Source organism: Paraburkholderia sp. GAS41, assembly GCF_050436545.1.
Taxonomy (GTDB): Bacteria; Pseudomonadota; Gammaproteobacteria; order Burkholderiales; family Burkholderiaceae; genus Paraburkholderia.
Window position 1 is genome coordinate 131,739 of the sequence record NZ_JBNDMK010000021.1, and the last position, 21,377, is coordinate 153,115.

Below are 21,377 nucleotides of genomic sequence, written 5' to 3' on the forward strand. Positions count from 1 at the left end.
TTCACACCTTCGTTTCCTGCGCGAGGCGACCCGGCACACCGCCGATCGATCCCGCGCCCATCGTGATCACCACATCGCCTTCGCGCACCATTGCTGCCAGCGCATCCGGCACTTCATCCACCGTTTCGACAAACACCGGCTCGGTCTTGCCCGCCACGCGGATCGCGCGTGCGAGTGCGCGGCCGTCGGCTGCGACGATCGGCGCTTCGCCCGCTGAATAGACTTCGGTCAAGACCAGCGCGTCGACGGTCGACAACACCTTCACGAAGTCTTCGAAGCAGTCACGCGTACGCGTGAAGCGGTGCGGCTGGAATGCCAGCACCAGACGCCGGCCAGGAAACGCGCCACGCGCCGCCGCGACCGTCGCGGCCATTTCGACCGGGTGATGACCGTAGTCGTCGACCAGGGTGTACGTACCGCCCTTGTTGTCACCCGTCGTCACCGGTACTTCGCCGTAACGCTGGAAGCGTCGGCCTACGCCGTTAAAATCTGCAAGCGCTCGCTGGATATCGGCATCTTTCACCTCAAGTTCAGTCGCAATTGCAATTGCGGCCAAAGCGTTCTGCACATTGTGTGTGCCAGGCAGGTTCAAAACGATGTCGAGCGGCGCCGCGTCTTCACGCATTGCCGTGAAATGCATCTTGCCGTCGTGAGCCTCGACGTTCACCGCGCGCACCTGCGCATCGGCCGCGAGACCATAACGAATGATGGGCTTCGAGACGAACGGCAGGATCTCCTTCACGTTCGGATCGTCGACGCACAACACGGCGATGCCGTAGAAAGGCAGCCGGTGCGTGAACTCGATGAACGCCTGCTTGAGCCGCGCGAAGTCGTGGCCGTACGTGTCCATGTGATCCGCGTCGATGTTCGTAATGACTTCGATCACCGGGAACAAGTTCAGGAACGACGCATCCGATTCATCCGCTTCGGCGACGATGAAGTCACCCGTGCCCAGACGCGCATTGGCGCCCGCGCTGATCAGCCGGCCGCCGATCACGAAGGTCGGATCGAGCCCGCCCGCGGCCAGCACGCTCGCCACCAGCGAGGTGGTCGTGGTCTTGCCGTGCGTACCGGCGATCGCAATGCCCTGCTTCAGGCGCATCAGTTCCGCGAGCATCACCGCACGCGGCACGATCGGAATACGTCGATGGCGCGCGGCCAGCACTTCCGGATTGTCACTGCGCACCGCCGTGGAAACGACCACGGCGTTCGCCCCTTCGATGTTCTCAGCGGCATGGCCAATCGCGATGCGCGCGCCGAGCACGGCGAGCCGGTCGGTCACCGCGTTCTTCGTGAGATCGGAACCGCTCACCTGATAGCCGAGATTCACCAGCACCTCGGCGATGCCGCTCATCCCTACACCGCCGATACCGACGAAATGAATATGTTTGACGATGTGTTTCATTGTTGCCTTCCTTCTGTGCTCGGGCTCGGGACTACACCCGCCACGTCCGCGCAAATCTGCGCGACCTGTTCCGTGGCGTCGGGTTTCGCGAGCGAGCGCGAACGCTCTGCCATCTCCGCGAGACTCTCGCGGCTCTGGCCGCGCAACCACGAGGCGAGGCCATCCGCCGTGAGGTTGCGTTGCTGCACCAGCAGCGCCGCGCCGTGATCGGCGAGGAACGCTGCGTTCGTGGTCTGGTGATCGTCGACCGCGAACGGGAACGGCACGAAAAACGCCGCTACGCCCACTGCCGCGATCTCGGCGACGGTCATCGCGCCCGAACGGCAGATCACCAGATCCGCCTTCGCGTAAGCGCCCGTCATGTCGTCGATAAAAGGGACGAGTTGTACATCGGCGCCGGTTTGCAAGCCAGCTTCCGCATAATTCGCGCGCAGCGCCTCGATATGCTTCGCGCCAGCCTGATGCACGACGTGCGGACGTTGCTGCGGATCCAGCATGGCCAGCGCGCGCGGCACGATCTCATTGAGCGCCGTAGCGCCCAGACTGCCGCCCACCACCAGCACATTCAGCGGACCGCTGCGTTGTGCGTAACGTGCTTTGGGCGGCAAGGTGCGCGCAAGTTCCTCACGAATCGGATTGCCGGTCCATTCGCCGTGCGGCAACGCGTTCGGGAATGCCACGAGGACGCGTCTGGCGAGCCTGGCGAGCACCTTGTTCGCGAGGCCGGCAATCGAATTCTGTTCATGCAGCACGAGCGGACGGCCGCTCAGCGCGGTCATCAAACCAGCGGGAAAGGTGATGTAGCCGCCCATGCCGAGCACCACATCGGGCTTCACGCGCCGCAGCACGCTCAAGCTTTGCGTACACGCGCGCAGCAGATTGACGGGCAGCATCAGCTTGGTCTTCATGCCCTTGCCGCGCACGCCGCCAAAGCGCACGTATTCCATCGGGATGCCGTGCTTCGCGACGAGCGTGGCTTCCATGCCCGCGGGATTGCCGAGCCATACGACCTTCCAGCCCCACGCCTGCATCAGATGGGCGACCGCCAGCCCCGGGAACACGTGTCCTCCGGTGCCGCCGGCCATGACCATCAGCGTGCGTTGCCGCATGGAGGTCATACCTTCCCTCCGCGCATCAAGACCCGGTTCTCGTAATCGACGCGCATCAGCAAGGCCACCGCCACGCAGTTCAGCAAGATGCCCGACCCGCCGTAGCTGACGAGCGGCAGCGTGAGACCTTTGGTCGGCAGCAAGCCGAGGTTCACGCCCATATTGATGAAGGTCTGCGCGCCGAACCACAAGCCAATGCCCTTCGCGACCAGTCCTGCAAACGTGCGGTCCAGCGCCAGTGCCTGACGGCCGATTTCGAACGAGCGGCGCACGATCCAGTAAAACATCAGGATGACCACCAGCACGCCGACAAAACCCAGTTCCTCGCCGATCACCGCGAGGATGAAGTCGGTATGCGCTTCCGGCAGGTAGTTGAGCTTTTCGACACTGCCGCCCAGGCCCACGCCAAACCACTCGCCGCGACCAAACGCGATCAGCGAGTGCGTCAATTGATACGCCTTGCCTTGCGCGTAACGGTCGTCCCACGGATCGAGGTACGCGAAGATCCGCTCACGCCGCCACGGCGACGCCCACACCAGCAAACTGAAAGTGCCGACCGCGGTCGCCACGAGGCCGCCGAACAGCTTGCCGTTCACGCCGCCGAGGAACAGCACGCCCATCGCAATCGCTGCGATCACCATGAACGCGCCCATGTCCGGTTCGAGCAGCAGCAGCGCGCCGACCACGCCGACCGCGAAGGCCATCGGCAGAAAGCCCTTGGCGAAGCTGTGCATGTACTCCTGCTTGCGCACCGTGTAGTTGGCCGCGTAAATGGTCACGGCGAGCTTCATGATTTCCGACGGCTGCATGTTCGTGATGCCGAGCGGAATCCAGCGCCGCGCGCCGTTCACGCCCTTGCCGACGTGCGGCACCAGCACGATCACGAGACTGACCAGCGCCAGCAGAAAGATCTTTGGCGCGTACTTGTCCCACGTCGAAACCGGAATGCGGAAGGAGATCACGCCGATCACCGAGCCGAGCACCACGAAGATGATCTGCCGCACGAGGAAAGCCCAGTCGCGATACGACGAGTACTTCGGCGAGTCCGGCATGGCGATGGACGCCGAGTACACCATGACGATGCCAAGGCCGAGCAGCGCGATCACTACCCACAGCAGCGAGTGGTCGTAGTCCAGCATGCGCGAGCGAAGCGGACGCACGCCGTTGACGGCGCTCGCGAGTCCGTTCGCCGTGCGGCTGGCGCTTGCATCGCCGACTGAGCCGCGCTGTTTGGCGAGGCGCGAACCGAAGCGTTCCGACCAGCTCATATCATCGTCCCCCGCTCGGCAGCGATCTCTTCAACCGCGCTGCGGAACACCGCGGCGCGATGGGCGTATCCCTTGAACATGTCGAAGCTCGCACAGGCCGGCGACAGCAGCACCGCGTCGCCGGGTTGGGCGAGCGCCGCTGCGGCACGCGTGGCGTCTTCAAGCGTGCCGTGATCGGTGAGCGCAATGCCGGTGTCGGCAAGCGCGGCGCGAATCCGTGGCGCGTCGCGGCCAATCAGCATCACCGCGCGGCACCAGCGCATGACCGGCGCGGCGAGCGGTTCGAATTCCTGGCCCTTGCCGTCGCCACCGGCGATCAGCACCGCGCGCTGCGCGAGACCGTCGAGCGCCGCGACCGTCGCGCCGACGTTGGTGCCTTTGCTGTCGTCCACGAAGTCGACGCCTTCGATCGAGGCGATCAATTCAACCCGATGCGGCTCGCCGCGGTATTCGCGCAAGCCGTGCAGCAACGGCGCGCCCGGCAAGTCGACCGCACGTGCGAGCGCATACGCGGCGAGCGCGTTGGCGGCGTTGTGCAGACCGCGGATGCGCAAGGCGTCGGCAGGCATCAGGCGCTTCAGGCCGAGGTTCGGCGGCGCGGCGGTTTCGCCCTTGCGGCGGCGCGTCGGCGCGGGTTCGTCCGTGGCATCGCGATCGTGCGCCTCCACCAGCCAGATGATGCCGTTTTCGCGCAGCAAACCGTAATCGCCAGGACGCGTCGGCTCGGTGACGCCGAAAGTCATCACCGTTGCCGGACTGTCGCCTGCGGCGCCATCCTTGGCGGGCGTTTTGGCTAGCGCCATCACGCGAGCGTCGTCACGATTGAGCACGCGCACGGTCTGCGCCCCGAAGATCCGGCCTTTGGCGGCCGCGTAGGCATCGAGGCCGCCGTGCCAGTCGAGGTGGTCCTGCGTGATGTTGAGGATGACCGCGGCATCCGGCGCGAACGTGTGCGCCGTTTCCAGCTGGAAGCTCGACATTTCGAGCACCCAGACATCGGGCAGCGCGGTGTTGTCGATGGCTTCGGTGAGTTTGTCGAGCGCGGCCGGGCTGATATTGCCCGCGACCGCGACCTTCTTGCCGGCACGTTCGCACAGCAGACCCGTCAGGCTCGTGGTCGTGGTCTTGCCGTTGGTGCCGGTGATCGCGATTACCTTCGGCGCGTAACCGCTTTCGCCGAGCGTCTTCAACGCCTGGGCAAAAAATTCAAGCTCGCCCCAGACTGGGATGTCCTTGTCGCGCGCCTCGGTAATCAGCGGCAGGAGATCCGTTGCGAGCGGCGACAGACCCGGACTGATCGCCACCAGTTCGACGCCCTCGAGCAACACGGGCGAAAACGGGCCGCCGACGAAGTCGGCATCGATGCCATGCGCTTCGAGTCCGGACAGGTTCGGCGGCACCTCGCGCGTATCCGCCACGCGCAGCCGGCACCCGTGCCGCGCGCACCAGCGCGCCATCGCGAGACCCGATTCACCGAGTCCCAGCACGAGCACCATCGGCTTTTGCCGATCCCGAAACTTCTCGCCAAACATCGCTTTCCCTTTTACTTCGACAACGGCTTAACGCAACTTGAGCGTGGACAAACCGAACAGGCACAGCATTAACGTGATGATCCAGAACCGCACGACAACCTGCGTTTCTTTCCAGCCAGACAATTCGAAATGGTGATGCAGCGGCGCCATCTTGAAGAGCCGCCGGCCTTCGCCGAAACGTCGCTTGGTGAATTTGAACCACATCACCTGCAACATCACGGAAAGCGTCTCCGCGACGAAGATGCCACCCATGATGAACAGCACGATTTCCTGACGGACGATCACTGCGATCGTGCCAAGCGCGCCGCCGAGCGCCAGCGCGCCCACGTCGCCCATGAACATCTGCGCGGGATGCGTGTTGAACCAGAGAAACGCGAGCCCTGCGCCGCCCATCGCGGAGGTGAAAATCAGCAACTCGCCGGCGCCGGCAATGTGCGGGAACAGCAGATACTTCGAATAGACCGAACTACCCATCACATACGCGAACACCCCGAGCGACGCGCCGACCAGCACGACCGGCATGATGACGAGACCGTCCAGGCCGTCGGTGAGATTCACCGCATTGCTGGCCCCGACGATCACGAGATACGTCAGCACGATGAAGCCCCACACGCCGAGCGGATAGCTGATGGATTTGATGAACGGCAGCATCAGGTCGGCGTGCGGCGGCAGGCCCATGGAAAGGCCGCTGCGCACCCACGCCATGAACAGGTCGTAGACGCGCACATTGCTCGCTTCGGACACGCTGAAGGCGAGATATACAGCAGCGAACAGCCCGATCACCGATTGCCAGAAATACTTTTCACGCGACGACATGCCGCGCGGATCCTTGTAGACCACCTTGCGGTAATCGTCGACCCAGCCGATCACGCCGAAACCGAACGTCACCAGAATCACGATCCAGATAAAACGGTTGGTCAGATCGGCCCACAACAACGTCGACACCGCGATGCCGAGCAGGATCAGCACGCCGCCCATGGTCGGGGTGCCGGATTTGACGAGATGGGATTGCGGACCGTCTTTACGGACGGCCTGGCCCACCTTCATCGCCGTCAGCTTGCGGATCACCGCCGGGCCGCAGACGAGCCCGATCAGCAGCGCGGTGATCGTCGCCGCCACCGCACGGAAAGTCAGGTAACTGATCACGCGCAAGAAGCTTGCGTCATTCTGCAGCCATTGCGCCAGCGCCAGTAGCATGCCTCGGTCCTTCTATTTCAATGTGCACCGGACGCTGCGTCCGGTGCGATGGGTTGTGGACTCGTTACGGCGTCCACCACGCGTTCCATTTTCATGAACCGCGAGCCTTTCACGAGAAGCGTTGCCGCCGGGCCGAAACCCGCCTGCAGCAGTTGAGCGACGAGCGTCGCGACGTCGTCGACGTGATGCGCCTGCGCGCCAAAGGCCGCACACGCATCGCGCGATGCATCGCCGAGCGCGTACAGCGCGTCGATGCCCCGCTCGTTGGCGTAGGCACCGATTTCGCGGTGAAATGCCGGACCGTTATCGCCGACTTCGCCCATGTCGCCCATCACCAGCACACGCGGTGAGGGACGGGAGGCCAGCACGTCGATCGCGGCGCGCATTGAATCGGGATTCGCGTTGTAGGTGTCGTCGACCACCGTGGCGCCAGCCAGCGCGCCCAGCGCGGCGCGCTTGACCTGCAGACGCCCTTTCACCGCGCCGAACGATTCGAGACCGCGCTTGATGGCATCGAGCCCAACGCCGGCGGCCAGCGCGGCGGCGGTGGCCGCCAGTGCGTTGTGCGCGTTGTGGTCGCCAAGTACCTGCAGCGTGACGTCGAGATGACCTTCCGGCGTGTCGATACTCAGCACGTTGCCGGCGAATACACCTTGCACTGCGGCTTCGGTGGCTTGACCGTCGTTATTTAGAGCGAAATCAATGATGCGGTTGCCGGTGGCGGCGACGCGCCAGATGCTGGCGTAGGCGTCATCCGCCGGGAACACCGCGACACCTTCCGGCGCGAGCGCGTGAATCACGCTCGCATGTTCGAGCGCCACCGCTTCGACCGTCGCCATGAACTCCTGATGTTCACGCTGGGCGTTGTTCACCACCGCGACCGTCGGCTCGGCGATATGGCCGAGCAACGCGGTTTCGCCCGGGTGATTCATCCCGAGTTCGACCACCGCCAGTCGATGCGCGGCGCTCAGACGAAACAGCGTCAGCGGCAGTCCGATGTCGTTGTTGAAATTGCCCGCGGTAGCAAGCCGCGCGTCCACGCCGACGGCGGCGGCGAAGATCGACGCGATCATTTCCTTGACCGTCGTCTTGCCGTTGCTGCCCGTTACCGCGACGAGCGGCATCGTGAAGCGGCGACGCCAGCCGCGCGCGAGCGCGCCGAGCGCTGCGCGCGTGTCGGCGACCTGCAAGGCCGGCAGACTCCAGCCGGCGGGCGTACGCGTCAGCAGCGCCGCGGCGATCTGATGCGTGGCCACGTCCGGCAAAAAGTCATGCGCGTCGAAACGATCGCCCTTGAGTGCGACGAACAGATCGCCGTGACCGGCGGTGCGGCTGTCGGTCGACACACGCTCGAAGGTGACGCTGTCGTCACCGAGCACGGTCGCGCCCGGAATCAGCGCAGCGGCTTCGCGCAGAGAAAACATCACGACGTCTTGCCGGGTCATTCGCCACCTCCGCGAGCCTGCGTAGCACGGGCGGCGAGCGCCAGACGTGCGTGATCCTGATCGGAGAAAGCGCGTTTCTTACCCATGATTTCCTGAGTGGCTTCGTGCCCCTTGCCGGCCAGCACGATCACGTCTTCGCGTGCCGCGCCGCGGATAGCCTGCAGGATGGCACTGGCGCGATCCTCGACCCGGCGGGCCTTCGACGCGTCTTGCATGCCGGCAGCGATCTGGTCGAGAATTTTCTGCGGGTCTTCGCTGCGCGGGTTGTCGCTGGTCACGACGACGCTGTCGGCGAATTTTTCCGCAATCGCGCCCATCAACGGACGCTTGGTTGCATCGCGATCGCCACCGCAACCGAACATGCAGATCAGCTCGCCGCCGCGCGCAACCGCCATCGGACGCAGTGCTTCGAGGGTTTTTTCCAGCGCGTCGGGCGTGTGTGCGTAGTCGATTACGACGAGCGGCTCGTCGTTTTGCAGGCGGCCGCCCAACCGCTGCATGCGGCCGTTGACCGGTTCCAGTTTCGCCAGTTCGGCCAGTGCCGCGTCGAACGGGACATCCGTTGCCAGCAGTGCGCCCAGCACACCCAGCAGGTTGCTGACGTTGAAGGCGCCGAGCGTCTGCACTTCGACTTCGGTGTCACCCCAATCGGACGTGCTCAGATGGAACGCCGTGCCGGTTGCGGTCGCGCGCACATGGGCGGCGTGCAGCCAGGCGTCGGATTGCGGCGCAGCGGCGTCCGGCGCCTCGGCGGACGTGCCAAGACCGTAGGCGATGGTGCGCGCGTGGCCCTGCGTGCTCGCCAGCAAGCGGCGACCCGCTGCGTCGTCGTGATTGATCACCGCGCAACGCAGCTCCGGCCACGCGAACAGACGCGCCTTGGCGGCCTCGTAGGCGGCAAAGGTGCCGTGATAATCGAGGTGGTCCTGGGTGAGATTGGTGAACACGGCGATCTCGAACGCCGTGCCGTTCACCCGGCCCTGGTGCAGCGCATGCGACGACACCTCCATGGCGACCGCCTGTGCGCCCGCATCGCGCAACTGCGCGAGGCTGCGCTGCAACTGCGGAGCGTCCGGCGTCGTGAAGCCAGTATGCACGAGGTGGCCCAGCATGCCGGTCCCCAGCGTGCCGACAATCGCGCAGCGGGTGCCGAGCGCACTGAGCGCCGCCGCGATCCACTGGCTGCATGAAGTCTTGCCGTTGGTGCCCGTGACGCCGATCACCCGCACTGTATCGGTCGGGTCGCCATACCAGCCGCTCGCGATGGAGCCTGCCAGTTCGTTCAGCGCGGGCACCGCGAGCGCGAGCGACGGATCCACCGCAGCGTTAAAGTTTTCCGGCTGATACAGCACCGCAGCCGCACCGCGTTCGATCGCGCCGTCGATGAACGGCCGGTTGTCGGCACCGTCGACCCCATAGGCCAGAAACACGTCGCCGGCCGCGAGCGAGCGCGTGTCGGCGTGCAGATGAGCACCGGGCTGCGCGCGAGCGTGTAGCCAGCCGAGTGCGTCGGCAATCTGCCGATGAGCCGGATGCTGCGAACGTAGCGCGCTCATCGCACCACTCCAGGATGGTTCTTCGCGCTGGAGGCGATGGTCATTTTCTTGGCGCCGCTGCTGGTGGACAGCTTCTTCGCTGCCGCGGGCGGCAGCGTCGGCGCGGCCGGCACGACCGGTGCCGAATCATCCGACACCACCATCTGTTTGACCGGCATATCGGGCGGAATATTGAGCGAGCGCAGCGTGTCGCCGGCGATGGTCGAGAACACCGGTCCCGACACCTGGCCACCGAAGTGGCTGCCGGCCGTCGGTTCATCCACCGACACCGCGACCACAATGCGCGGATTCGGCATCGGCGCCATGCCGACAAACGACGCGCGGTACTTCGATTTGTCGTACCCGTGCGCGCCGTGCTTGTACGCCGTGCCGCTCTTGCCGCCTACGCGATACCCCGGCACGGCGGCATCGGGCGAGGTGCCGCCGGGCGCGACCACGGTTTCGAGCATCGCGCGTACTTCACGGGCGGTGACCGGCGAGAAAATCTGCGGACCGGTGGCGGGCTGATCGCCCGGTGAGCGGAAGATGGTCACCGGCATAATTTCGCCATCATGAGCGATTGCGGTGTAGGCGCGCGCCAACTGGAACAGCGACGCCGACAAGCCGTAGCCGTACGACATGGTCGCCTGTTCGATACGGCGCCAGCTCTTCCACGGACGCAGATGGCCCGCCGTCGCGCCCGGGAAGCCGATTTTCGGCGCCTGGCCAAGACCGATGCTGGTATACATATTCCACATCTCTTCGGGCTTGAGCGTCATCGCGATCTTCGTCGCGCCAATGTTGCTCGATTTCTGAATCACACCGCCGACTGTCAGCACGCCGAACGCGCTGTCGTCGGTGATCGTCGCGCCGTCGAGATTGAAGTGGCCCGGCCCCGTATCTACCAGTGTAGTCGGCGCCACGCGATGCAGATCGAGCGCAAGCGAAACCGTGAACGGTTTCATGATCGAGCCCGGTTCGAACTCGTCCGTGAGCACACGGTTGCGCAGCTGGTCGCCGGTCAGGTGGCTGCGGTCGTTCGGGTTGAAGGTCGGGTAATTGACGAGCGCGAGCACTTCGCCGGTACGCACGTCGATCACCATGGCGGCACCTGCCTTGGCCTTGAATTTTTCAACCGCGGCCTTGAGGTTGGTGTAGGCGATGTACTGGATCTTGCTGTCGATCGCCAGGTTCACATCCGTACCGTTGTGCGGCACGACCTGTTCGTCGACATCCTCGATGATGTGCCCCATCCGGTCCTTGATGACGCGGCGGATGCCCGGCATGCCCACGAGCTGCTTCTGGTCGCCCAGCTCGACGCCTTCCTGACCCTCGTCCTCGACGTTGGTGAAGCCGATCAGGTGGGCCGCGATTTCGCCTTCCGGATAGAAACGCTTGTATTCGTCACGCTGATAGACGCCGGGAATGTCGAGCGCGGTCACCTGCTCGGCCACGTCGACCGGCACCTGACGCTTTACGTAGACGAAATTCTTGTCCTCGGACAGCTTGGCGCGCAGTTCCGTATTCGTCATGCCTAGCAGCTTGCCGAGCGCGGCCAGCTTGTCGGCGCCGAGATCGTCAGGCACGGCTTCGGGAATCGCCCAGATCGCGCGCACCGGCAAGCTCGTGGCAAGCACGAGGCCGTTGCGGTCGAGAATCTTGCCGCGCGTAGCCGGCATTTCCAGCGTGCGCTGATAACGGCTCTCGCCCTGCTTCTGATAGAACGCGTTGCCCGGCCCCTGAATCCAGAATGCACGGCCAGCGAGTGCGACAAACGCCATGAACAGCATGAACACGACGAGTTTCGAACGCCACATGGGCAGGCGCACGGAAAGGATCGGGTTCGACGCGAAGGCAACGCTCTTGCGGCTCGAGGACTTTTTCATCGCACGCCCCCATGACGGGTGGTGAGCGGAGTGGAAGCGGACACCGGGGCCGAGGTCGGCACGGGCGCATCTTCAGCCATGGCGGCACCCGCGTCGAGCGTCAGATATTGAGTGAGGCCGGTCGTCACGCCCTGCATTTTCAGCGAGTCCGTCGCGAGCTGTTCGATGCGCGAGGTCTTCGAAAGCGCGCTCTGCTGATATTGAAGCTGTGAGTAGTCCTGCTGCAACTGGCGCTCCTGCGACTGCGCGCGCTGCAACTGGATGAAGATCTGACGCTGCTGATTCGTTGCGTTGACCACGGATAACGCACAGCCCATTACGACGATCAGCAGAAAGATATTGAGGCGGCTCATGGCGCGATACGCTCCGCCACGCGCATCACAGCAGAACGGGCGCGCGGGTTGGCGGCGACTTCAGCGTCGCTCGCGAACACGCGGCCAATGAGTTTGAGCGGCGGGCTGGGCAGATCGACTGCGCGGATCGGCAGTCTACGGTCGACCGTAGGCGTACTGGCGTGCGCCTGCATGAACCGTTTGACGATCCGATCCTCGAGCGAATGAAAGCTGATGACCACCAGCCGCCCCCCTTGCTCCAGCAGCGCGTGCGCTGCTTCTAAAACGACTTGCAGCTCCGCAAGCTCTTGATTGATGTGAATCCGTATAGCTTGAAAGGTGCGGGTTGCCGGATCCTTGCCCTTCTCACGGGTCTTGACGACGTTAGCCACGATTTGGGCAAGCTCGCCCGTGCTGACGAGAGGCCCAAGACGGTCGGACTCTGCCCGGCGAGCAACAAGCGCCTTTGCAATCTGAAAAGCAAACCGTTCTTCCCCATAATCTCGTATTACCTCCGTCAATTCCTGCACCGTGACCCGCGCCAGCCAGTCAGCAGCCGATTCGCCGCGCGTCGGGTCCATCCGCATGTCGAGCGGGCCGTCGGCGCGGAAACTGAAACCGCGCTCCGGGTCGTCGACTTGCGGCGACGACACGCCCAGATCCAATAAAACGCCCGACACCTGCCCAACCCCGCGCGCCGCAATCGCGTCACGCAGTGAAGCAAAACTCTCATGCACGATCTCGAAGCGCGGATCGGCGATTTTCTGCGCCGTCGCAATGGCGAGCGGGTCTTTGTCGAACGCGATCAACCGGCCCGACTCACCCAGCTTGCCCAGCACCGCGCGGCTATGACCGCCGCGTCCGAACGTACCGTCCACATAGACGCCGTCCGGGCGGTTCACCAACGCCTCGACCGCCTCTTCCAGCAGCACCGTGCGATGCTGCAATTCGTTTCCCATCGCAGGTGCCATATATGTATGTATGCCGCGATCAGAACGTGAAATCTTTCAACGCTTCGGGCATGCCCTCAGCCATGGCCGCCTGTTCCTTCGCGGCGTACGTTTGCGTATCCCACAACTCGAAGTGACGACCCATGCCGAGCAGGGTCACTTCTTTTCCCAACCCGCCGGCCGTGCGCAATTCCGGTGATACGAGCACGCGTCCTGCGCCGTCCATTTCGACGTCCATGGCATTGCCGAGAAAAATGCGCTTCCACCAGGTGGCGTTCATGGGGAGCTTGTCGACCTTGTCGCGGAAGATTTCCCATTCCGGGCGCGGAAATAGCAACAGGCAGCCGTCCGGGTGCTTGGTGATCGTCACCCGGCCTTCTGCCTGTCCTTGCAGCGCGTCCCGATAGCGAGACGGGACGGACATCCGCCCCTTCGCATCGAGTGCCAGCGCCGACGCCCCTTGGAACACTTCTGCTCTCCCCATGACGACGCCGCGCGCCGCTTGCCTGTTCTTGAAAATCTACCCGAAACCCCTTCGGGAATCACACAAAAATACACTTTCTCACACTGTCTCCCACTTTAGAGGAAGCCTAAACAGGGGTCAAGGGAGAAGCGCGGATTTTTAACGAAATTTGTTTGTTAGAACAAGGACTTAGCGCGACTCCTTCACGTCGGACTTAAAACGGAAAACCGTTATAAATGAATGCACTACTGCAACTTGTGAAGGTGATACGTGAAAAGTCGGGGCGAAAGGCGTGGAATCTAAGCGATCTGCGGCGGGGGATTGAATGAATCGGCGGAGGGTTTGAGGCGATTTAGCGGGAGGCGCACGGTGCGCCGTCCCACTTCCGAGCGATTAAACGTAGTAAGCAGTCCGAGTCATGAATTTCGACGCGGCACGCATCAAGGCGCGCGCGGGAAAAGGCAGTTCGACACCCCCCGCATCCATCGCACTTTTACCATGCGCCGCTTCGTCCACGCGCATCTGTTCGACGATGGCACGCGATTCGAGATCCGTTTCAGGCAACTTTTCCATATGACTATCGAGATGCTGCTCGACCTGACGCTCGGTCTCGGCCATGAAACCGAGACTCACCCGATCGCCGAAGCGGCCGGCCACCAGGCCGAGCGCGAGCGCGCCGGCGTACCACAGCGGATTCAGCAGGCTGGGCCGTGAATCGAGCGCCTCCAGTCGCCGGGAAGTCCACGCGAGATGATCTTCTTCCTCGCGTGCCGCGTGCTCGAACGTTGCTTTCAAAGTGGGAGAGCGAGTGGCCAGCTTTTGCGCCTGATAAAGCGCCTGTGCGCACACCTCGCCAACATGATTCACGCGCATCAACCCGGCGGCATGTTCGCGCTCTGCCGACGACAATTCCGGGACTTCCGTCGACGCAGGCGGCACCGGCACCGGCCGACTCATCCGCGACACGCCCGTCATTGAGCGTAAACCCCGATCCAGCTCGGTAATCAGTTCATCCAGCACCATCCAACTCTCCTGGTTCGACGCCTCAATCCAATCTCCCAAAGGTCCGCACAGCATGCGTTTGCGGAGCAATTTCGCACGCGCAGAGCGTTGGTTAACGACTGATTTTATGGCTAATTTTCAATTCTAGACCATGTTGCGTAAACGAAACAACGGTCTTCTGGACGCCCTGCTTTCTCTTTGTGCGAGATAGGCCTTTTGTTACATTACGTGCAACTTCTCGCTGAAGTTAGATGGCAAGGCCCCGCTGCACCAAAAATATTCGCCTTGTACAAAAAATTGGCAGTTCCTTGGAGATCACTCGATGAAAAAGTCGCTTCTCGCTTTTGCGGCATTGGGCGCGTTCGCTGGCGTCGCTCATGCGCAAAGCAGCGTGACCCTGTACGGTATTATTGACGAAGGCTTTAACATCAACACCAACGCTGGTGGCAAGCATTTGTACAACTTGTCTAGCGGCGTGCTGCAGGGCAGTCGTTGGGGCCTGCGTGGTACGGAAGATCTGGGCGGCGGTCTGAAGGCTATCTTCGTACTCGAAAACGGTTTCGACACCAACACCGGCAAGCTCGGTCAAGGCGGTCTGCTGTTCGGTCGTCAAGCGTTCGTGGGTCTGTCGAGCAACTACGGTTCGCTGACTCTTGGTCGTCAGTACGACTCCGCGGTTGACTATGTCGGCCCGCTGGAAGTCGGCGATCAATGGGGTGGCTACATCACCGCTCACCCGGGTGACCTCGATAACCTGAACAACGATTATCGCGTCAACAACTCGATCAAGTTCACGAGCAACAACTACAACGGTCTGACGTTCGGCGGCTTATACAGCCTGGGCGGCGTGGCTGGCGAAACCGGCCGCAACCAGATCTTCTCGGTAGGCGCCGGTTACGCGAATGGCCCGCTGGTTCTCGGTGCGGCCTACCTCAACGCCCGCAACCCGGCTGTGAGCTTCTTCGGCAACAACACAGCCACGTCCACGCTTTCCACAGTAACGTCGCCGGTTATTGCAGGCTACACCTCGGCGAACACGTACCAGGTGATCGCTGCAGGCGGCGCGTACACGTTCGGCGCTGCAACGATTGGCGGTACGTATTCGAACACCAAGTTCATGAACCTGGGTTCCTCGGCCGCTACGCCGTTCGCTGGCCAAACGGCTACCTTCAACAACGGCGAAGTCAACTTCAAGTATCAGTTGACCCCGGCGTTGCTGGTCGGCGCAGCCTACGACTACACGCGCGGCAGCAAGGTGGACGGCAACTCGGCTCCCGAGTATCACCAGGGTTCGCTGGGCATCGACTACTTCCTGTCGAAGCGCACCGACATCTACATCGTAGGCGTGTATCAACACGCGCTGGGCGACACGCTGTCGACGAATGGCAAGACGGTTGTGCCGGCCGTTGCATCGATCAGCAACCTGACGGCGTCGGCGAACCAGAACCAGTTGACGGCGCGCGTCGGTATCCGCGCCAAGTTCTAATAAGTCGTAATAAAGCTGTATGCCTCAAGGGCGCCTTCGGGCGCCTTTTTTTTGGCTTGGCTCTTTTCGATTGACGTCAGATTGGCGCTGGTGTGGCGTCGAAGTTTCAGCTGGTTGAAATGCGAACGGCCCAACGAGCGTAAGTTCGTTGGGCCGTTCTTCTGGGTCAAGCCAACAGCTTATGTAGTAGTTGTCCGCCGTATGGTGGTTTCTGGCAACGTCTTATACACGCCCGTCGCGTAACTCGCGCCGCAAGATTTTGCCGACGTTGCTTTTGGGCAGCTCAGCCCGAAACTCGATCAGCTTCGGCCGTTTGTAACCCGTCAGTTGTTCTTTGCAGAACGCGAAAATGTCGGCGTCGGTCAGCGCCTGATCCTTCTTCACGACAAAGAGTTTCACCGCTTCGCCGGAATGTTGGTCCGGCACGCCGACCGCCGCGACTTCGAACACACCCGGCAATTTGGCGACGACATCTTCGACCTCGTTCGGATAGACGTTGAAACCCGACACCAGAATCATGTCCTTCTTCCGGTCGACGATCTTCACGTAGCCTGCTTCGCTCACGATGCCGACGTCGCCGGATTTGAAGAAGCCGTCCGGGGTCATCACCTTGGCGGTTTCATCAGGCCGGTTCCAGTAGCCCGCCATCACCTGCGGACCGCGAATGCAGATCTCGCCTGGTTGGCCGAGCGGCACCTCGTGGTTATCGTCGTCGCGAATCGAGATTTCGGTGGACGGCAGCGGCAGGCCGATCGTGCCGCTATACGAAGTGACCGTTACCGGATTACACGTTACGCACGGCGACGTCTCCGACATACCGTATCCTTCGACGATCGGGCTACGCGTGCGTTCGTACCAGCGCTTCGCGACGGCTTCCTGTACCGCCATCCCGCCGCCGTTGGCGACCAGCAGCTTCGAGAAGTCGAGCTTGTCGAAATCAGGATGATTGAGCATGGCGTTGTAGAGCGTGTTCACGGCGGGAATCGTCGTGATCGCATAGCCCTGCAGTTCCTTGATCATGCCGCCGATGTCACGCGGATTCGGAATCAGCAGGCCAAGTCCGCCCGTACGCACGGTCAGCAATCCGCAGACTGTCAGCGCAAAAATGTGATACAGCGGTAGCGCGACAACGGTCACGAACTGGTCGATATCGTCCCGTCCCGTGCGGGCGGGGTCGAGCCAAACCTGCGACTGCAGGACGTTGGCAATCAGGTTCCGATGCAGCAAGGTTGCGCCTTTCGCCACACCCGTCGTTCCGCCCGTGTATTGAAGGAACGCGACATCATCTGGGCCTTGCTTGACCGGCTTGAACTCGCGGCGAGCGCCTTCGGCAATGGCGGTGTTGAACTCGATGTGGCCCGGCAGGCTCCACGCAGGGACCATCTTTTTGACGCGACGCACGACGAAGTTCACCAGCAGGCCCTTCGCGCCCATCAGATCACCCATCGCCGCGACGATCACATGCTTGATCGCGGTGTTGCGCACCACCGCCTGCAGCGTTACTGCGAAATTCTCGAGCAGGATAATGGCTTCGGCGCCGCTGTCCTTCAGTTGATGTTCGAGTTCACGCGGCGTGTACAGCGGATTTACGTTCACGACCACATAGCCGGCGCGCAGCACGGCGGCAATCGCCACCGGATACTGCAGCACGTTCGGCATCATGATTGCAATGCGAGCGCCGCGCACGAGGCCTTTCGACTGAAACCACGCGGCAAGCTTGCCCGACAACGCGTCCAGTTCGCCGTAAGTGATCTGCTTGCCCATGCAGACGAAGGCCGGCCTCGCGCGATATTCACGGAAGCTTTCTTCGAACAGCTCGGCAACGGACGAATATTGACTCGGATCGATCTCTGCTGGAACGCCGGGCGGATATGATTTCAGCCAGATTTTTTCCATGCGGCGTCTCCTCCTTTTTTTCGAATGGTCGTGCTAAAAACGCATCCTAGCACGCGCCCTGCCCTGCAATTAGTGGAATCTTCCCGGGTTAGACGACGCCCTCGAACGTCACCCGTAAGAATCGCCGCGTGATACATACGGCCGTTTTGCGCCCGGGATTTCAAACGCGTTCGACCTCGACAAGGCAGTCGTAGAAGGTGGCGGAACCACCGAGGTCCGTGAGCGCCTGGCTCGTAACCTCGTTGGCATTGCATCCGTCGGGAGACAGCTTTTTCCACCAGATGGAGAGGCCAACCACCAAGCCCTCGCGCGCCCTGTCTGTCACGCGGGCACGCGCCCGCATCGAGCCGCGGTCATTGAAGATACGGACCAGATCTCCGTCAAGCACTCGGCGCCGGCCTGCATCGAAGGGGTGGATGTCGATATGCGGTTCGCCCTCAGTGGAACGCAAGCTTTCCACATTGACGAAGGTGCTGTTCAGAAAATTACGCGCGGGGGGCGAGATCATGGCCAGTGGATAGCGCGCCGCGAGCTCGGGGTCGCTGTCAGCGGATTCGTGGGGCGGCAGATAGTCCGGAAGCGGATCGAGCCCTTGTTGTGCGAGGCGCTCACTAGAGAACTCGCACTTGCCCGATGGCGTACGAAAACCACCGTTGGCAAACGGCGCATCGGGCAAATTGAGCTTTGCCCAGCCGGTTTGCTTCAACGATTCCCAGTTGACGTTTTCGAATACCGGATCATCCCAGCGTAACGCGTTTGCCGCGACAGATTCGTCGGACTCGAACAGGGCCGGCTCCTGCAGATTCATCTGGCGGGCGATCCCGCGGAAAATCTCGGTGTTGGGCCGGGCGTCTCCCACCGGTTGGATCGCAGGAAGGTTCACCATGACGTGCGTGTGGCCGTAGGACTTGTGGAGATCGAGGTGCTCTAACTGCATTGTCGCGGGTAGCAATAAGTCGGCGTAGTCCGCCGTATCGGTCTGGAAATGCTCGAGGAGGATCGTAAATAGATCTTCCCGCGCAAAGCCAGCCGCAACCCGCGCGGAATCTGGCGCAACGGCGACCGGATTGGCGCTATAGACCACCACGGCCTCGACTTTCGACCCGAAGCCGGCGTCGCCCGGATGCAGCAAGGCGTCGCCGATTGCGTTCATATTGATGACGCGCGGCGGCTGCGACGGCCAGCCGGGCATCAGGTCGGGGCGCTGCAACGCGTGTGAGTTCACCGGTACCCAGCCCGACGAGGAAAGCAACGTGCCGCCTGAGCGCTCGCGCCAGGCGCCGGTCAACGAGGGCAAACAGGCGATGGCGCGTACCGCGTTGCCGCCGCCGCGCACCCGCTGCAGCCCGTAGTTCATGCGGATCGCCGCCTTTCTGGTGCCGCCGTACAAACGCGCGAGATCGACAATCGTCTGCTCGTCGATGCCGCAAATCTGCGCGACACGCGACGGCGGATAGCGCAACGCGCGAGCCTTTAACTGCTCAAAACCGAGCGTATGGTCCGCAATATAGGCGTGATCGAGCCGATCTTCAGTGAACAGCACGTTCATCATGCCGAGTGCGAGCGCACCGTCAGTACCGGGCTTGAGCGCAATATGCTGATGACATTTTTCTGCCGTCAACGAGCGATAAGGGTCGATCGCGATCAGGCGTGCGCCGCGGCGCTTAGCCTCCTGCGCGCGAGTCCAGAAATGCAGATTGGACGCAATCGGATTCGAACCCCAGATCAGGATCAGCTCGCTCTCCGCGAAAAACTCAGTGAGCATCCCAAGGCTTGCGCCGTAGGTGTACTTCAGCCCGGCCGCACCGGCTGCCGCGCAAATTGTCCGGTCCAATTGGGATGCACCGAGCTTGTGGAAGAACCGCTGGGCGATGCTGTCACCCTGCACGAGGCCCAACGTACCCGCGTAGCTATAGGGGACGATTGCTTCGGGAGCACGTGCCGCGATTTCCGACAGGCGCTCGGCGGCCATTTTTAGCGCCTCATCCCAGCCGATGGCTTCGAAACGACCTTCGCCCTTGGCACCGACCCGGCGCATTGGCGTCGTGAGCCGGCGCGGATGATGTACACGCTCGGCATAGCGGCTGACTTTGGTGCACAACGCCCCTTGAGTTGGCGGATGGTCAGGATCACCGACCACTTTGATTGCACGCCCGTTCTTAACCGTCACGCGCATTGCGCAGGTATCCGGGCAGTCGTGCGGACACACTGCACGGGCAAACTCAGTCGGGGCATTCATTGGGCAATCCGTGTAAGAGGCGGCAGGACACAAAGTGCTATTTTATTGCGTCCTTAATGACCTGCATCCCGCGACGTCGCCAAAAATTTAGGTGGGCGTAGAATTGACTCGTACCGAGCCAAGGCGAAGGCGCCTCGAGTCATTCAATGCACAGCGAAACACAACGCACCATGAAACTCATTCCCGAAATCCAGGCCGCGCACGGCGAGATCCAGACCCTCCGACGAACCATCCACTCGCATCCCGAATTGCGCTACGAAGAAACTCAGACGTCTGACCTGGTGGCGAAAAGCCTCCATGACTGGGGTATCGAAGTGCACCGCGGCCTTGGCAAGACCGGCGTGGTTGGCATTTTGAAGCGTGGCACAGGCAAGCGGTCGATTGGGCTGCGCGCGGATATGGACGCGCTTCCTATTCAGGAACTCAACAGTTTCGAGCATCGCTCTCGCCACGACGGAAAGATGCACGCGTGCGGACACGACGGGCATACAGCCATGCTATTGGGCGCAGCGCGGCACCTCGCCAAACACGGCGAATTCGACGGAACGATCGTGTTCATCTTCCAGCCTGCAGAGGAAGGTGGTGCGGGCGCGCAGGCGATGATCGACGACGGCCTTTTCACGAAATTTCCTGTCGATGCAGTGTACGGAATTCACAACTGGCCGGGCATGCGAGCGGGACAGTTCGGCGTGACCGAAGGTCCGATCATGGCATCGAGCAACGAATTCCGCATCGAGATCACCGGCGTCGGATCGCACGCAGCGATGCCGCACAACGGGCGCGACCCGGTTTTTACTGCAGTACAGATCGCCAATGGACTGCAGGGCATCATCACGCGCAACAAGAAGCCGCTTGACACCGGCGTACTGTCAATCACGCAGATTCACGCCGGCGACGCAGTGAACGTAGTCCCCGATCGAGCATGGATTGCAGGCACCGTTCGCACATTTACGACGGAAACGCTCGACCTGATCGAAACACGGATGCGCAAGATTTCCGAGAACACGGCTGCAGCGTACGACTGCTCAGTGAAAATTTCCTTCCATCGCAACTATCCACCGACCATCAACAGCAGCGAGGAAACTCGCTTTGCCGCTGCTGTTATGAAAGAGGTGGTGGGCGCGGAAAATGTCGATGACGCCGTGGAACCGACGATGGGCGCCGAAGATTTTTCGTTCATGCTGCTTGCCAAGCCAGGATGCTATGCCTTTTTAGGCAACGGTATGGGCGGACATCGCGATGCAGGACACGGAGCCGGTCCTTGCATGCTGCACAACGCGAGTTACGACTTTAACGATGAGTTGTTACCGGTTGGATCGACTTTTTGGGTCAAGCTTGCCCAGAAGTATCTTGCACTGGGATAACTGTAGAGAGGCAGTTGGGATGGTGGAGACGCTTTGGCCAGCGGCCCGAGGGGGCTTGCCGATCCGTAGCGTGGCTGCCTCATGGGAGCCGTGGCGCGGTCTGGCGATAGCGAGTTATCTGTGTTTGCAGAACAGATCGCGTGTTCCTCTTCCTGGTTTTTGGCGCGTAAACGCAGAAACCCCACCTTGTGGGGTGGGGTTTCTGTTGCTGCTAGGGAGCCTGACGATTACCTACTTTCACACGGGTAATCCGCACTATCATCGGCGT

16 protein-coding genes are annotated in these 21,377 nt (G+C 62.1%); 2 read left to right on the forward strand and 14 right to left on the reverse strand.

Going from position 1 to position 21,377, the window contains the following annotated elements; all coding sequences use genetic code 11:
- Position 1 precedes the first annotated feature (1 nt).
- The 12 genes from murC to coq7 all read right to left on the reverse strand — a co-directional run bounded on the left by murC (position 2) and on the right by coq7 (position 14,145).
- Positions 2-1,405, reverse strand: coding sequence for a UDP-N-acetylmuramate--L-alanine ligase (murC, locus tag P3T43_RS25680; RefSeq protein WP_429283814.1), 1,404 nt, complete (start codon positions 1,403-1,405; stop codon positions 2-4).
- Entirely contained in the window at positions 1,402-2,523 is a 1,122-nt protein-coding gene (murG, locus tag P3T43_RS25685; protein WP_429283815.1) for an undecaprenyldiphospho-muramoylpentapeptide beta-N-acetylglucosaminyltransferase, read from the reverse strand. Before murG ends, murC begins: the two co-directional genes overlap by 4 nt.
- On the reverse strand, positions 2,520-3,782 hold the full coding sequence (ftsW, locus tag P3T43_RS25690; protein WP_429283816.1) for a putative lipid II flippase FtsW: 1,263 nt from the start codon (positions 3,780-3,782) through the stop codon (positions 2,520-2,522). The genes murG and ftsW overlap by 4 nt, the downstream gene beginning before the upstream one ends.
- Positions 3,779-5,314 carry a UDP-N-acetylmuramoyl-L-alanine--D-glutamate ligase gene (gene murD, locus P3T43_RS25695; RefSeq protein WP_429283817.1) on the reverse strand — a complete coding sequence of 512 codons (1,536 nt, stop codon included), beginning with the start codon at positions 5,312-5,314 and terminating at the stop codon, positions 3,779-3,781. The genes ftsW and murD overlap by 4 nt, the downstream gene beginning before the upstream one ends.
- 27 nt (positions 5,315-5,341) lie before the next feature.
- Positions 5,342-6,511: a phospho-N-acetylmuramoyl-pentapeptide-transferase gene (mraY, locus tag P3T43_RS25700; protein ID WP_429283818.1), complete on the reverse strand. Its 1,170-nt coding sequence runs from the start codon at positions 6,509-6,511 to the stop codon at positions 5,342-5,344.
- Between the two features lie 17 nt (positions 6,512-6,528).
- Positions 6,529-7,956, reverse strand: coding sequence for a UDP-N-acetylmuramoyl-tripeptide--D-alanyl-D-alanine ligase (locus P3T43_RS25705; RefSeq protein WP_429283819.1), 1,428 nt, complete (start codon positions 7,954-7,956; stop codon positions 6,529-6,531).
- Entirely contained in the window at positions 7,953-9,512 is a 1,560-nt protein-coding gene (locus P3T43_RS25710) for a UDP-N-acetylmuramoyl-L-alanyl-D-glutamate--2,6-diaminopimelate ligase (RefSeq protein WP_429283820.1), read from the reverse strand. The genes P3T43_RS25705 and P3T43_RS25710 overlap by 4 nt, the downstream gene beginning before the upstream one ends.
- Positions 9,509-11,377, reverse strand: a complete 1,869-nt coding sequence (locus P3T43_RS25715; protein ID WP_429283821.1) for a peptidoglycan D,D-transpeptidase FtsI family protein — start codon at positions 11,375-11,377, stop codon at positions 9,509-9,511. Before P3T43_RS25715 ends, P3T43_RS25710 begins: the two co-directional genes overlap by 4 nt.
- On the reverse strand, positions 11,374-11,730 hold the full coding sequence (ftsL, locus tag P3T43_RS25720) for a cell division protein FtsL (protein ID WP_429283822.1): 357 nt from the start codon (positions 11,728-11,730) through the stop codon (positions 11,374-11,376). Before ftsL ends, P3T43_RS25715 begins: the two co-directional genes overlap by 4 nt.
- Positions 11,727-12,680: a 16S rRNA (cytosine(1402)-N(4))-methyltransferase RsmH gene (gene rsmH / locus P3T43_RS25725; RefSeq protein ID WP_429283823.1), complete on the reverse strand. Its 954-nt coding sequence runs from the start codon at positions 12,678-12,680 to the stop codon at positions 11,727-11,729. The genes ftsL and rsmH overlap by 4 nt, the downstream gene beginning before the upstream one ends.
- A 19-nt stretch (positions 12,681-12,699) precedes the next feature.
- Positions 12,700-13,128: a division/cell wall cluster transcriptional repressor MraZ gene (gene mraZ / locus P3T43_RS25730; protein WP_429283833.1), complete on the reverse strand. Its 429-nt coding sequence runs from the start codon at positions 13,126-13,128 to the stop codon at positions 12,700-12,702.
- A gap of 387 nt (positions 13,129-13,515) precedes the next feature.
- Positions 13,516-14,145 (reverse strand): 2-polyprenyl-3-methyl-6-methoxy-1,4-benzoquinone monooxygenase, encoded by a 630-nt coding sequence (coq7, locus tag P3T43_RS25735; RefSeq protein ID WP_429283824.1) that lies wholly within the window; start codon positions 14,143-14,145, stop codon positions 13,516-13,518.
- Positions 14,146-14,446: 301 nt separating this feature from the next.
- Here coq7 and P3T43_RS25740 point away from each other — a divergent pair, with 301 nt between their 5' ends.
- A complete protein-coding gene (locus P3T43_RS25740) occupies positions 14,447-15,610 on the forward strand; it encodes a porin (RefSeq protein WP_429283825.1) in 1,164 nt (387 codons plus the stop codon).
- A 222-nt stretch (positions 15,611-15,832) separates the two neighbouring features.
- Here P3T43_RS25740 and P3T43_RS25745 read toward each other — a convergent pair whose 3' ends face one another.
- Both P3T43_RS25745 and P3T43_RS25750 read right to left on the reverse strand, forming a co-directional pair.
- Entirely contained in the window at positions 15,833-17,506 is a 1,674-nt protein-coding gene (locus P3T43_RS25745; protein WP_429283826.1) for a long-chain fatty acid--CoA ligase, read from the reverse strand.
- Between the two features lie 160 nt (positions 17,507-17,666).
- Positions 17,667-19,745 carry a molybdopterin-containing oxidoreductase family protein gene (locus tag P3T43_RS25750; RefSeq protein WP_429283827.1) on the reverse strand — a complete coding sequence of 693 codons (2,079 nt, stop codon included), beginning with the start codon at positions 19,743-19,745 and terminating at the stop codon, positions 17,667-17,669.
- 170 nt (positions 19,746-19,915) lie between these two features.
- On the opposite strand from P3T43_RS25750, the gene P3T43_RS25755 reads away from it, so the two are divergent.
- Positions 19,916-21,109: a M20 aminoacylase family protein gene (locus tag P3T43_RS25755; RefSeq protein ID WP_429283834.1), complete on the forward strand. Its 1,194-nt coding sequence runs from the start codon at positions 19,916-19,918 to the stop codon at positions 21,107-21,109.
- The last annotated feature ends 268 nt before the right edge of the window (positions 21,110-21,377 follow it).